This window comes from Rickettsiella endosymbiont of Litargus connexus, assembly GCF_964277335.1.
Taxonomy (GTDB): domain Bacteria; phylum Pseudomonadota; class Gammaproteobacteria; order Diplorickettsiales; family Diplorickettsiaceae; genus Aquirickettsiella; species Aquirickettsiella isopodorum.
In genome coordinates this window covers 1,036,663-1,051,157 of record NZ_OZ195516.1, presented here as the reverse complement: position 1 = coordinate 1,051,157, position 14,495 = coordinate 1,036,663, and the positions used below count along the sequence as shown (strand labels likewise).

The window sequence follows — 14,495 nt, the reverse complement described above, 5'->3', positions numbered from 1 at the left end:
ATCATGGCTACCTCTCTCAAACAGCGAATTCAGGAAGATATGAAAGCGGCCCTTCGAGCACACGATAAGCAGCGTTTGGGTGTGGTGCGACTCATCTTGGCAGCGATTAAGCAGGTTGAAGTGGATGATCGCGTTGATGTAGACGACCAGCGTGTTACGCAGATATTGAATAAAATGATTAAGCAGCGCCGCGATTCTATTGCTCAATATGACGAAGCTAAACGTGATGATTTAGCCGATCAAGAACGTTTAGAAGTAGGTATTATTCAAACCTATTTACCCGAACCTTTAAGTGAAGCAGATATTGATCAGTTGCTGTCTGAAGTCCTAACAAAAGTAGGCGCAACTTCGATTAAAGATATGGGAAAGGTCATGGCAGAACTGAAAGAAAAATTGCAAGGTCGTGCGGATATGACACGGATTAGCGCAAAAATTAAAGAACGCTTGACTTAAACCCTCGTTTATTTCTTAAGTAGCACCAGACAAAAATTCAAGTGCAAAAAATAGTATTCACAGCAATTGGATTTTTGACAAGGCGCCACGCGAATGAGCAACCGGAGTGTATATATACATGAGGATTGCGAATTGAGTGGCAACGCAGACAAAAATTCAAGTGCGAAGAGTACCAGCAATATATGTCACTAGCGCCTATCCCACAGGAATTTATTAATGAGCTCTTAGCGCGTGTTGATATTGTGCCGCTTATTGATGCACGTGTACCACTACGAAAAAAAGGCAAAAATTATATTGCCTGCTGTCCTTTCCATTCCGAAAAAACACCTTCCTTTACGGTGACACCTGAGAAGCAATTTTACTATTGTTTTGGTTGCTCTGTGGGTGGAAATGTGATCAGTTTTTTAATGGAATATGAAAAATTAAGTTTTTTAGAAACAGTGAGCTTATTAGCGGAACAAATGGGTATGGAAATTCCGCAACAGGCAAAGCATCAAGAAGTTTATAAAGGATCTGCTAATCTTTATGGTTTGTTAGAGGAAGTAGCGCAGTTCTATGCTAAAGAATTACGACATAATACGTTCGCTATTAATTATCTTAAACAACGTGGACTATCCGGCGAGATAGCTAAGAAATTTAACTTAGGTTATGCACCAGCTGCTTGGGATATATTACTCAAAACATTTAAGGATACAGAAAATTTATTTGCAGCGGGCTTGTTAGTCAAAAAATCTGAAGGCCAAGGTTATTATGATCGTTTCCGAGACAGAATAGTGTTTCCTATTCGAGATAGAAGAGGGCGTGTTATCGGATTTGGTGGTCGCGTCTTAGCGCAACAGGAACCTAAATATTTGAATTCTCCAGAAACACTACTTTTTCATAAAGGTAAAGAATTGTATGGTCTTTATGAAGTCTTTCAGGTCAATCGTCAGCTTGAACGCATCCTAGTGGTTGAAGGTTATATGGATGTTTTAGGCTTATTTCAAGCTGATCTTCCTTTTACCGTTGCAACGTTAGGGACAGCCACCAGCCGCGATCAAATTAGTCGACTCATGAGCTATACGCAGGAAATAATTTTTTGTTTTGATGGCGATCTTGCCGGTAAAAAAGCAGCATGGCGCGTACTCGAGCAGAGTTTAGATTTATTAACCGATGGATACATACTGCGTTTTTTGTTATTACCCAATGGCGAAGATCCCGATTCTTTTATACAGAAAAAAGGCCGAACTGAATTTATTGCCTGTTTGCAACAAGCTCAATCCTTAGCACAGTTTTTATTTGGCTATTTGCTAACACAAGTCGATATCAATCAATTAGAAGGTAAAGCACGCTTAGCTAGGTTAGCCGTTCCGTTGATTGAAAAAGTTGCGGTAGGTATTATGCAGCATAAATTATTTGAACAACTGGCTGCTTTAGTGAATATGGATGTGGTGACTTTAAAAAAAGTGACAATCAATGATACTAGTCACTCAATAAAAGCGACGCAAAAAAAAATAAACCCAGTAAATAGAGTGAATCGCTCATCGCCCATGCGTTTGGCCATTGCTTTATTAATACAATTCCCACAAATTATTAAATCACTTTCTGACAAGCAATGCCATACGTTGAGTACATTAGAGTTACCAGGAAGTAATTTATTAGTTAAATTATTTTTATTGCTAAAACAATATCCTGAATTAACGAGTGCGATGTTACTTGAATATTGGCGAGAAGATGAAGTTCACTATAAAATTCTCAAACAATTAATCAGTTACCCCCTAACTATTCCTGAGTCAGGTGTACAAGCGGAATTTCACGACTTACTTAAACATTTAAAAAAAGCGGTGGCAGACACCCAAATTGATAAGTTATTACAACATGGAAAACAATGCGGTTTAAACGAACAGGAAAAAAAACATTTATATCATTTAATGTTAAACAATATTAATGATAACTAATTGATTTCATTTTAATCAGAAGGTTTTCTGACAGATAGAAGTTTTCTATTTTAGATCAAAAGCGCACAAACAACTAATGGACTTTTTGTAAAACCTGTGTATTTTGTGTGATGTCCAAGTGTAGTCCTAGTGAAGTTAAACGCTTAAAAATAGTTACACAAGGAAGTAATACAACCCTGACAACAGCCTTAAACGTGGAGTTAATATGTATATTGGCGTTCCGAAAGAAATTAAAAACCATGAGTATCGAGTGGCTATCGTTCCTTCTATCGTTCGCGAGTTGAATGAGCATGGTCATCAAGTATTTATTGAAACGAATGCAGGGAGCGGCGTTGATATTTCTGATAGTGACTATCAAGAGGCAGGCGCTATTATTCTGAATACCGCTCAAGAGGTTTTTGAACAAGGAAATCTCATTCTTAAAGTGAAAGAACCTCAACCACAAGAATGTGCTTATTTAAATGAAGAAAAAACTTTATTTACTTTTCTGCACTTAGCCGCCGATAGAAAGCAAACTGAATTGTTATTAGCGTCGAACTGTACCGCTATTGCTTATGAAACAGTGACCGATGCACGGGGAGGCTTACCTCTATTAGCACCTATGAGTGAAGTGGCAGGACGTATGTCAATCCAAGCGGGTGCACATTGTTTAGAGAAGGCACAAGGTGGAAGAGGTATTTTATTATCGGGTTTACCCGGTGTTGCATCGGCGAGTGCCGTTGTTTTAGGTGGAGGAGTCGTCGGTAGTAATGCCATCCGTATGGCCTTAGGTCTAGAAGCTCAAGTGACCGTATTAGATAAATCTGCCGCTAAATTAAAAGAACTCGATCTGCAATTTGGGGGACAGCTGAATACTATTTTTTCCACACAAGATGCGGTAGAAAAATATGTAGCGCTGGCAGATTTATTAATAGGTGCGGTATTAGTCCCAGGTGCTGAAGCGCCGAAAATTGTAACACGGGAGTTATTAAAAAAAATGCGTCCCGGTTCGGTTGTTGTGGATGTGTCTATCGACCAAGGCGGATGTTTTGCGACAAGTCGGCCGACAACCCATACGGATCCTACCTATATTGTCGATGATATTGTTCATTATTGTGTGAGTAATATGCCGGGAGCTGTGCCACGTACCTCTACGTTTGCTTTGACACATGCCACACTTCCTTACATTTTGGCCCTAGCTAATAAAGGGATTTATAGAGCTTTGGCTGAAGATGTTCATTTAAGAAATGGTTTAAATATTTCACGTGGTCGGATCACACATCAAGCGGTGGCGAATGTGTTTGATAAGCCTTATGTTTCTGCAGGGGAAGTCTTAAATGCTTAATTGTTTTATACATGAATCTTCGCAATCGATTCCTCTTACGGCCATTTTACCTGAACAATGGTCAGATTGGTTGGCGGATCAGACAAAATCAACACAACATTGGTTACAGACCATAAATTTTATTGCAAAGCCAGGAAGCTATAGTTTTATTCCTGGGACAACAGGAAAGCTACAGCAAGTTTTATTGGTACGTAATGATGAAGCAGACTTTTGGACATTTGGTTTGTTACCTAGTGTACTGCCTGAAGGACATTATCATGTAGCAGAAATTGATAAACCCAAATTAAGGGAACAGATTGCTTTAGCATGGGGTTTGGGGGCGTATGAATTTATCCGTTATAAATCTTCAACTCGGCCTTTAGCACAATTGCTTATTTCGAGTAAAAATCATGATGAATTCATGATAAAACTTGAGGCGATTTATCGCGTCCGTAATATGATCAATACACCGGCGGATGACATGGATCCAGCCGAACTCGCAGAAAATGTATTTCAGATCGGCAAAAAATATCATGCGACGGTTACACAAATAGTCGGTGACGAACTGTTAACGGCTAATTATCCAGCTATTTATACTGTGGGTAAAGCCAGCTGTCATGAGCCGCGTTTAGTTGATTTAAAATGGGGAGATAGCAAACATCCAAAAATTACCTTAGTGGGGAAAGGCGTGTGTTTTGATTCCGGTGGATATAATTTAAAATCCAGCGGCAATATGTTAGCGATGAAAAAGGATATGGGTGGAGCAGCTAATGCCATAGGCTTAGCCGAAATGATTATGGCGTACCAATTACCCGTACGTTTACGCTTATTAATTCCAGCCGTCGAAAACATGATTGCGGGTAACGCTTATAAACCCGGCGATATTATCCAAACTCGACATGGCTTAACCGTAGAGATTGGAAATACAGACGCCGAAGGTCGCTTGATTTTAGCAGATGCTTTGTGTGAAGCCGATAGTGAAAATCCAGAATTGTTAATCGATTTTGCTACATTAACAGGTGCCGCACGAGGTGCTGTTGGAACAGAAATAAGTGCGTTTTTTACCGATCATGAGCAATTAGCGCAGCATATTATCCAACATAGTCAACAACAACAGGATCCAGTATGGCGCTTACCTTTATATAAACCTTATCAAAAGCTACTCGATAGTAAATTTGCTAATATGAGTAATTGTGGTTCTTCTCCTTTTGCCGGGGCTATAACCGCGGCTTTATTTTTGCGTAGTTTTATTAGTGAAGAGACAACGTGGTTACATTTTGATTTTAATGCTTACAATGTTAATACCAGACCAGGCCGACCGGAAGGCGGAGAAGCCATGGCGATATTAGCCGTATTTAGTTATTTATTAGAAAGATATCCTTTTCAAACGAAACAACTGCCTCATAAAAACAAAGTTATTTAATGACTATTGAATTATTAGAAGCAAAGCTAAATATTTTTGCTTTTTCTACATTTGATTCAGAATATAGATCAGTAATACCTAAATTGACCATTGGTTTATGCAGAGGCATGATGACCGCTCTAGCACATAACGCTTAAATTTTTTATACTAAAAAATTATTATTAATGTGGTTACTTAGTATTAAAAAATTAAATTAAAGCTTAGAGTAGGTAGTAGAGGTTTAAAAAATGAATTAAAATGTTAGATATAAAATAAATTGAAAAATTTATATTAAAAAAATATAAAATAAAATCATATGAATAAAAATATAGGGATTAATAGAAAAATTCAACAATTGCAAACTACGAGTAGTTTGTTTGAGCTTTTTTACGAGGAGGAAGCTCAGTTTAATGCAGTTAACTTATCCACACTGCTTAATAAACTCAGCAAAATCATTTTCCGGAAATATTTCTTTTCTTGTGAAAAAAATATTTTAAAAATAGTTTCTTTAATTCCACTCTATGATTTTGAGCCTCGGGGGATAGCTAATATATTAAATGTTTTTTCTAAATGGCCAATTTCCATACACAAAACCTCCTATGCAGAAGCGATTAAGCATTTAATACAAAAAATTCCTTATCGAGCTCATGAGTTTAACCCACAGGAGATTGCAAATACACTCAACGCATTGAGTAAGTGGCCTCAATGCATGCAGCAAGCTTCTTACCAAAAAGCGATAGATGCGCTTGTTAATTGCATTCCTGAAAAAGCCCATAGTTTTAATACACAAGATATTTCTAATACACTCAATGCATTGAGCAAGTGGCCTCAATGTATGAAGCGATCTTACCAAAAAGCGATAGATGCACTTGTTAATTGCATTCCTGAAAAAGCCCATGGTTTTAATACGCAGGAGATTGCAAATACACTCAACGCATTGAGTAAGTGGTCTCAATGTATGCAGCAAGCTTCTTACCAAAAAGCGATGGATGCACTTGTTGATTGCATTCCCGAAAGAGCGCATGACTTTAATCCACAGGGTATTGCGAATACGCTTAATGCATTAAGTAAGTGGCCTCAATCAATGAAGCGAATCTCTTACTCACAAGCGATCGATACACTAATCGATTGCATTCCCGAAAGAGCCCATGACTTTAATGCACAGTATATTGCGAATACACTCAATGCACTGAGTAAATGGCCTGAGTGCCTGAAGAAATCCGCTTGTTCAGAAGCAATAGAGATACTAGTCGACTACATTCCCGAAAAAGCCCATGGCTTTAATGCACAGGGTATTGCGAATACACTTAATGCATTAAGCAAATGGCCTCAATCAATGAAGCGAGTCTCTTACTCAAAAGCGATAGAGATACTAGTCGACTACATTCCCGAAAAAGCCCATGGCTTTAATGCACAGGGTATTGCGAATACACTCAATGCATTAAGCAAATGGTCTGAGCACATGAAGGTAGTCTCTTACTCAAAAGCAATCGATACATTAGTTGACTGTATTCCCGAGAAAATCCATGGTTTTAATACTCAGGGTATTGCGAGTACGCTTAATGCATTAAGCAAGTGGTCTGAGCGCATGACGGAGAGAGTCTTTTACATAAAAGCGAGGGATGTACTCGTTAGCCGCATTTCTCAAAAAGCTCATACCTTTAAGGCGCAGGAGATTGCGAATATATTTAATACACTGATTAAATGGCCTGAATGTATGAAGGAGGCTTCTTACGCAATAGCAATGGATACGCTAGCAAGCGGTATCCCTGAAAGAGTGTATGACTTTAATGCACAGGAGATTGCAAATACACTCAACTCCCTAAGCAAATGGCCTGAGTGGATGAAGAAATCCGTTTACTCAAAAGCGATAGACATGCTCGTTGAGTGCATTCCCGAAAGAGCGCGTGACTTTAATGCACAGGATATTTCGAATACACTCAATGCATTGAGCAAATGGCCCCAGTGTATTAAAAAAGCCTCTTATCTGAAAGTGATGGATGTGCTTGTTAGCTGTATTCCCGAGAAAGCGCATGATTTTAATACACAGGAGATTGCGAATACATTCAATGCACTAAGCAAGTGGCCTGAACGCACGAGGGGAGTTTTTTACCTTAATGCGATTGATGCGCTTATTGACTGTATTCCTGAAAAAAACCATGATTTTAATGCACAGGAGATTGCAAATACACTCAATGCACTCAGTAAGTGGCCTAGGTCCATGAAGCGAATTTCTTACTCAAAAGCGATAAAGATACTAATCGACTGCATTCCCGAAAAGGTTCATGCCTTTAAGACACAGCATATTGCGAGCATACTCAACGCATTAAGCAAATGGCCTAGTCGGATAAATGAAGTGTCTTACTTAAAAGCGATAAACGCGCTCGTTGACTGTATTCCTGAAAGAGCGAATACGTTTGATTTGCAAAATATTGCGAACATACTCAACGCATTCACCAAGTGGCCTGAGTGCATGAAGAAATCCGTTTACTCAAGAGCGATAGACATCCTCGTTGAGGGCATTCCCGAAAGAGCCGATGACTTTAATGCACAGATTATTGTTAGTCTAGCCTTAACAGGTTGTCTATTCCAACTCGCGGATTCTTCAAATTTTTTATTAATTAAGATGAGAGAAATAATTAAAAATAATGAAAAAATTATTCTAAAAGAATTAGATCCCATAATCGCTAAACAATTTTGTCAAATTCATCGATATCAACCTGATCTCATGACAGACGAACTTGAAACAGTTATTAAAAGCGATCGATTTAAGCTCAAATTTAAATCAGAAAAAACAATTCAGTCTAAGCTACAGCAAAGCATATTTCAGCAGCTAACTGTTTCTTTCCCAAAAACTGAATTTATAAATGAGTATTTTATAGATTTTACACGGGTAGATATTGCTTGTCCCAAAGAAAAAATTCTCATACAAGTCAATGGTCCGGATCATTATGTAGGTAAGATCCTGAATCTATCGAGTCAATTTAATAAGCACCTTTTTGAAAAACTAGGTTGGTCTGTAGTTATTATTCCGTATTTTGATTGGGATGAACTTTCTCATAACAAGGATAAACAAATATACCTCGAGAAAAAGGTCCCCTCATTATTAAAATGGCCGCTTGAAGAAAATCATAGAGGAGTTATTTCGTGTGAAAATGTTAATGTTTCCGATTTGTCATCCGTTCATTATGAAAACAACAAAGAAAAAGCTTTAGGTTTATTTAAAAGGAAAAAACAAGTAAGACTTCAAAAAAAGATAGGAAATACAGATAATTATAAACCTCTGGTTTCACAAGTATGGGAAAATATACTCCAAAATAAACCTCTATTAAAACAAGTTAGACCCGATGAACTTGAAACAGCTTATGATGTTTTCAAAGGATTCTATCAAGATTTCTCTAGACAAATAAGTTTAAAGATTCTTAAAAAAATAACGCGTAAAGGATTGGATGAAGCCATCTACTTAAAAAAAGTTGAATTAGTTTCATCCAAAACACTCTTTTATTTTTTTCAATGCAAACCCTTCCGTTATGGAATACGTCTTAATGCAGAAATTTATCCAGAGTTAGCCTTTACAGAAAGTAAACTGAAAGAAACATTATACCAAGCTTGCGCGTTAGCCAAAAAAGCGCAATAGATTTTTAATGATAAAAAAGCTTTTTTGTTACAGAATATTTTTTGATCCTATAAACTTTATCCCATAACCAATTTGATAGTTAATGATTACTCGATATCCTGACACTCAGCAGCAAATAAAGTATTTTCTAATAACATAGCCACCGTCATAGGGCCCACGCCGCCCGGTACAGGAGTAATATAACCCGCAATTTCTTTAGCACTGGAAAATTCGATATCCCCATGCAGTTTTCCACTGGGTGTGCGTGTGATTCCGATATCAATCACAATAGCACCGGGTTTGATCCAAGGGCTTTGAATAATGCCTGCTTTACCTATAGCACTAACTAACACATCGGCTTGTCGGATATGAGTGTGTAAATTACGAGTGGCACTGTGACATAGTGTGATGGTACAACCTGCATTTAAGAGCTCTAAGGCCAAGGGTTTACCTACGATATTTGAAGTGCCGACAATAACAGCATTTAAACCTTTTAGTTGAATTTTTTCATAAGCCAATAAACGCATTACGCCATAAGGAGTACAAGGCCGTAAAAAAGGGCGGCCTTGTGCTAAAAGACCTAAGTTGGTTGGATGAAAACCATCCACATCTTTTTTCGGATCGATACTATCAAGAATACGCCCGGTATTAATAGAAGCAGGAAGAGGCAGTTGAATGAGTATACCGTGCACTTTCTGATCAGCATTCAAGGTTGTAATTAAATGAAGCAATTCGAGTTCAGTGGTGTGCTGGACTAAATCATAGGCCATCGAGTGGATACCTATATCTCGACAAGCATCTCGTTTGTTACGGACATAAATTTTCGAAGCCGCGTCTTCACCGACCAAAACGACCGCTAAACCAGGTGTGATAAGGTTTTGTTTGCGCCGTTGGTTCAGTCGACGTTTGAGAGCGAGGCGTGTTTGTTGAGCAATCGCTTTGCCATCAATGATAATTGCAGTCATAATTACTTTTTAGCTTACCGTTTTAAAAAAGAGCAATCTAGGCATTATATGTTAGATCCCAAGTATTTACGTAACGATATTCAAATTGAAGAAATTTCTAAACAACTAGCTAATCGTGGCTATCAACTCGATACACGTTTGGTATCGCGTTTAGAATCACGTCGCAAAGAGCTACAATCTGAAACAGAAACTTTGCAGAACAAGAGTAATCGCAGCGCAAAAGCGATAGGCTTAGCAAAGTCCAAAGGAGAATCAATCACGGCCTTACTCGAAGAAGTTGCAGGCATAAAAAAACAACGTGAAGTGTGTGAAGGTCAACTCAAGGAGGTACTCGAGGAATTATCAGCTATTTATTTAACTATTCCCAACGTACCGCACGAATCAGTACCTGTTGGACAGAATGAATCTCAGAATAAAGTGTTGCGTCATTGGGGAAAAGTACCTCATTTTGATTTTTCTGTAAAAGATCATGTGGCATTAGGTGAAGTAAACGGCTTGATGGATTTTTCCAGTGCAAGCAAAATTGCCGGATCCCGATTCGTCGTGTTGATTGGCAAGCTGGCGAAGTTACAACGGGCGTTGATTCAATTTATGTTAGAGGTGCATACTAAACAACATGCTTATCAAGAAGTCTATGTGCCGTATATTGCCAATAGCGAAAGTCTACTCGGTACAGGCCAATTACCTAATTTGGTGGATGAATTATTTAGTTTAAAAGGTGAGCAAGGTTTTTATCTCATTCCTACCGCTGAAGTATCCGTGACCAATCTCGCTCGCGATACTATTTACACGGCGACGGATCTCCCTAAAAAATACGTTGCTCATACGCCGTGTTTTCGTAGCGAAGCGGGCTCTTATGGTAAAGATACCCGTGGGATGATCCGTCAACATCAATTTGAAAAGGTAGAATTGATTCGTTTTGTAGAACCCAAAAATTCCTATCAAGCTTTAGAAGAATTAACCCAGGAAGCCGAGACGATACTACAAAAATTAGAATTACCTTACCGTGTGGTTGCTTTGTGTACCGGCGATTTGGGTTTTAGTTCGGCAAAAACTTATGACCTCGAAGTATGGTTGCCTAGTCAAAATACTTATCGTGAAATTTCATCGTGTAGTAATTTTGAATCGTTTCAAGCACGGCGTTTAGCGGCTCGTTGGCGTAATCCGGAAACCGGTAAAATTGAATTGATACATACCCTTAATGGTTCAGGTTTAGCAGTGGGTCGTACCTTAGTGGCATTGATGGAAAACTATCAAACTAAAGAGGGAAAAATACGTATTCCAAGTGTCCTAAAAGATTATATTCAAGCGGATTTCATTTAAATTATATCGTTATGCAAGATGACAACAGATCGCAGACCGGGATTATTACTTTAAGAGTGGTTGTCTTAGGAATCTTTTTAGCCCTATTGTTGGCGGCATCAAGTACTTACTTAGCTTTAAAAGTAGGTATCTTACCTTCAGCATCTATTCCTGCCGCCATATTAGCGATGGCAATCCTGCGTTTATTTCACAATGGAAATATTTTTGAAGCGAATTTGATTCAAACCGCTGCCTCAGCGGGGGAAGCGGTTGCAGGAGGTATCGTATTTACGATTCCCGCGCTGATCATTATCGGTTATTGGAATCATTTTCCTTATTTTGCAAATTTTGCAATTGCTTGTTTAGGAGGATTATTAGGTATTTTATTTTCGATTCCGTTACGTAAAATTTTAATCAATACGCCACAACTTTATTTTCCAGAAGCGCGTGCCATATCCGAAGTTTTAAAGTTAAGTCAAAAACAAAGTTTTCCTATTAATAAAATGTTAGTTGGCACTAGTTTGGGAGCGGGTTTGGAATTTGCACAAACAGGTTTAAAAATTATTGCCGCGTCCACTGAAAAATGGGTGGTATTCGGACAATCGAAAATTATCGGTTTTGGCTTAGGTTTCGCACCGGCGTTAATCGGCGTCGGTTATTTAATTGGTTGGAATGTAGGACTTAGCTTGTTGTTAGGCGCGTTTATTGCTTGGGGGATTAGTTTACCCTTACTAAGTTATTTGATGCCAGTAGGTAACACTTTTATTTTAGCAAAAAGCTTAGCTGTTTATTCTAGTGACATACATTATATTGGTTTGGGTGCAATGTTAGCAGCCGGATTCTGGACGTTATTAAATTTATTACGTCCTTTTTATCTCAGCTTGCGTTTATTACTACGAGGTCTATTTCATCCATTAAAAAATCAGCTATCACCTACCGAGCAAGATATCCCGCTGAATTATTTACTTTCGAGTTTAGTTTTAGTTATTTTCAGTATTTATTTCTTATTCAATTATCTATTACCTATTCAAAGTTTACTGTTTACGTTTCCGCAATTATTTCTTGTCGTTGCGGTGCTTTATGTGCTTGTGATAGGTTTTGTATTTGCAGCGCTTTGCGGTTATTTTTCCGGTTTGGTGGGTGTAACAGCGAGTCCTGGTTCTGCTATTGTCATTTCAGGCTTGCTATTCATGGCATTAATTTTACGTGGTGTGCTGTTTTTTAAAGGGCAAGACTTGCTAAGTCCACAACTACTCAATGCAGCGGCGATAACGATCATTATTGGTGCCGTCGTAGCGGGTGCAGCGTGCATAGCGAACGATAATATTCAAGATTTAAAAGTAGGGCATTTAATTGGTGCGACACCTTGGCGGCAACAGCTTATGTTGATACTCGGTGTTGTCATCGCATCTTTAGTTATTCCCTACGTGATGCAGTTGCTTTTTAATGTTTATGGATTAACCACCGTATTACCTCATGCGAATATGGATCCCCAACAAACTTTACCGGCGCCACCTGCTGCCATGATGGCCGGTTTAACGCAAGGTGTATTTAATCATGATCTACCTTGGAACATGTTAGCGATGGGTGGGGCTATCATGCTGGTATTAATCATAGTGAACACAGTAGGAAAAATTAATCTTTCTTTGTTGGGTGTCGGCATGGGAATTTATTTACCCTTAAGCTCTTCTACGCCCTTGTTTATAGGAAGTTTGTTTGCTTATGGGATTAAGTTTTTTTTACAGAAAAAAATCAATCGCCAAACAGCACCATCGGATTTTCAACAGCACAATGCCATTTTGTTAAGTTGTGGTTTAGTAGCGGGCGCCGCTTTAATGGATGTATTTCTTGCTATTCCTTTATCTATTACAGGAAATCCGCGCCTATTTGCTGTTTTACCTATAAGTTGGCAAGCACTTGCCAGCGGGTTTGGGTTTTTAAGTGTGTTGGGTTTAGCCGTCTGTTTCTATCGGACTATTTTGAAAAAACCCCCCTCATCCCTAACGTAAAGGCTTGCCTCAGTAGGCCGAATCGCAGTCTGTATAATTGATAATGATTATCATTACTATTGAACTCCTCTATAATAGTTGATAAACTCTGAGCCAGAATAATTACAAAAATGACTGATAAGTATGTCTGTTTCAACTGTTTTAAGTAAGCAACGACCTCTAAAAAAACCCTTATTTTGGCTGAGTCTATTAGGGCCAGGTTTAGTGGTCATGTTGGCTGATACCGATGCCGGTAGTTTAATTACCGCCGCTCAAAGTGGTGCTGTTTGGGGCTATAGATTATTAGCATTACAGTTTATTTTAATGCCTATCCTATATATCGCCCAGGAATTAACGATACGGTTAGGTATTGCCACAGGGATGGGTCATGGCGAGTTAATTAAACATTATTTTGGTAAAACGTGGGCATGGTTGTCAGTATCAACCTTAGTGATTTCGTGTATTGGCGCCATACTCAGTGAGTTTAGTGGTTTGGCAGGCGTGGGAGCACTCTTTAATATTCCGGCCTGGGAAACCTTATCCTTAGTGGTGGCTTTTTTGACCTTAGTCGCTTGGACTGGTTCTTATCGTTCGGTTGAACGGATCGCTATTCTATTAGGATTATTCGAATTGGTTTTCTTATGGGTTGCTTGGGATGCTAGGCCGGTAGGGCATGAAATACTGAGCGGCTTTACGCATATTCCCTGGCAGAATAAATCTTACCTCTATTTACTGGCCGGAAATATTGGTGCTGTAATTATGCCCTGGATGATTTTTTATCAGCAATCAGCGGTATTAGATAAGGGACTTAATGCCAGTCATTTACGAATAGCACGCTGGGATACAGCGATAGGGGCGATCATTACGCAATTAATTATGGCCGCGTTATTGATTGCTACTGCAGCCACTATCGGAAAAATAAATCCATTAGCGCCGCTTAATACCGTCCAACAAATTAGTCAGGCGATTACGCCCAGCTTAGGTTTTACAACGGGTCGAGTTTTATTTGCTCTCGGTATGACGGGTGCGGCACTGGTTGCGAGTATTGTAGTTTCTCTAACCGCGGCTTGGGGTTTAGGTGAAGTGATGGGGTTTCGTCGGTCTTTAGAGCATCATCCTAAAGAAGCACCCTGGTTTTACGGAGTTTATACCTTAATTTTAATTCTAGGTGGCATACTGGTAGCTTCCGGCAGTGTGAATTTAGTGAATCTAAGTGTGGGTGTCGAAGTAATGAACGCCTTATTATTACCCATTGTCTTGGGCTTTCTGTATCTTTTAGCGTTGCGTACTTTACCTAAAGCGTTTCGTTTAAAACCTGCTTATGCTTTATTAGTGGGCGTGATTTTATTAGTGACTTCTTCGTTTGGTTTGTTTGGGGGAATTTCAGGAATTTTATAGACCTTCAGAAAATTAAATGGTTACCGAATTATCTAAGAGTAAAAATCAATAGATTGAAGGGCTGGGTTAAGCAATGATTGCACTAATCGAAAAAAAATGTGTATTAGGATTGCTATTCACTACCAAATTGT

The 14,495-nt window shown here is 38.8% G+C and carries 9 protein-coding genes; 8 read left to right on the top strand and 1 reads right to left on the bottom strand.

All coding sequences use genetic code 11. The annotated features are described in order from the left end of the window. Positions 1-3 precede the first annotated feature (3 nt). From ACICP9_RS04570 to ACICP9_RS04550, 5 genes are all read left to right on the top strand, one after another. Positions 4-453, top strand: coding sequence for a GatB/YqeY domain-containing protein (locus tag ACICP9_RS04570; protein ID WP_395497170.1), 450 nt, complete (start codon positions 4-6; stop codon positions 451-453). 182 nt (positions 454-635) lie between these two features. After that, positions 636-2,390 carry a DNA primase gene (gene dnaG, locus ACICP9_RS04565; protein WP_395497168.1) on the top strand — a complete coding sequence of 585 codons (1,755 nt, stop codon included), beginning with the start codon at positions 636-638 and terminating at the stop codon, positions 2,388-2,390. A 205-nt stretch (positions 2,391-2,595) separates the two neighbouring features. Continuing rightward, entirely contained in the window at positions 2,596-3,714 is a 1,119-nt protein-coding gene (gene ald / locus ACICP9_RS04560) for an alanine dehydrogenase (protein ID WP_395497166.1), read from the top strand. Next, positions 3,707-5,116, top strand: a complete 1,410-nt coding sequence (locus ACICP9_RS04555; RefSeq protein ID WP_395497164.1) for a leucyl aminopeptidase family protein — start codon at positions 3,707-3,709, stop codon at positions 5,114-5,116. The genes ald and ACICP9_RS04555 overlap by 8 nt, the downstream gene beginning before the upstream one ends. A 295-nt stretch (positions 5,117-5,411) precedes the next feature. Next, positions 5,412-8,732 carry a DUF1601 domain-containing protein gene (locus tag ACICP9_RS04550; protein WP_395497162.1) on the top strand — a complete coding sequence of 1,107 codons (3,321 nt, stop codon included), beginning with the start codon at positions 5,412-5,414 and terminating at the stop codon, positions 8,730-8,732. Positions 8,733-8,818: 86 nt separating this feature from the next. On the opposite strand, the gene folD is transcribed toward ACICP9_RS04550, so the two are convergent. Then, positions 8,819-9,676 (bottom strand): bifunctional methylenetetrahydrofolate dehydrogenase/methenyltetrahydrofolate cyclohydrolase FolD, encoded by an 858-nt coding sequence (gene folD / locus ACICP9_RS04545; RefSeq protein ID WP_395497160.1) that lies wholly within the window; start codon positions 9,674-9,676, stop codon positions 8,819-8,821. A gap of 48 nt (positions 9,677-9,724) precedes the next feature. On the opposite strand from folD, the gene serS reads away from it, so the two are divergent. From serS to ACICP9_RS04530, 3 genes are all read left to right on the top strand, one after another. Continuing rightward, positions 9,725-10,999, top strand: coding sequence for a serine--tRNA ligase (gene serS / locus ACICP9_RS04540; protein ID WP_395497158.1), 1,275 nt, complete (start codon positions 9,725-9,727; stop codon positions 10,997-10,999). A gap of 11 nt (positions 11,000-11,010) precedes the next feature. Beyond that, a complete protein-coding gene (locus ACICP9_RS04535) occupies positions 11,011-12,987 on the top strand; it encodes an OPT family oligopeptide transporter (protein WP_395497156.1) in 1,977 nt (658 codons plus the stop codon). A 123-nt stretch (positions 12,988-13,110) separates the two neighbouring features. Then, positions 13,111-14,364, top strand: coding sequence for an NRAMP family divalent metal transporter (locus tag ACICP9_RS04530; protein WP_395497154.1), 1,254 nt, complete (start codon positions 13,111-13,113; stop codon positions 14,362-14,364). Positions 14,365-14,495: the final 131 nt, after the last annotated feature.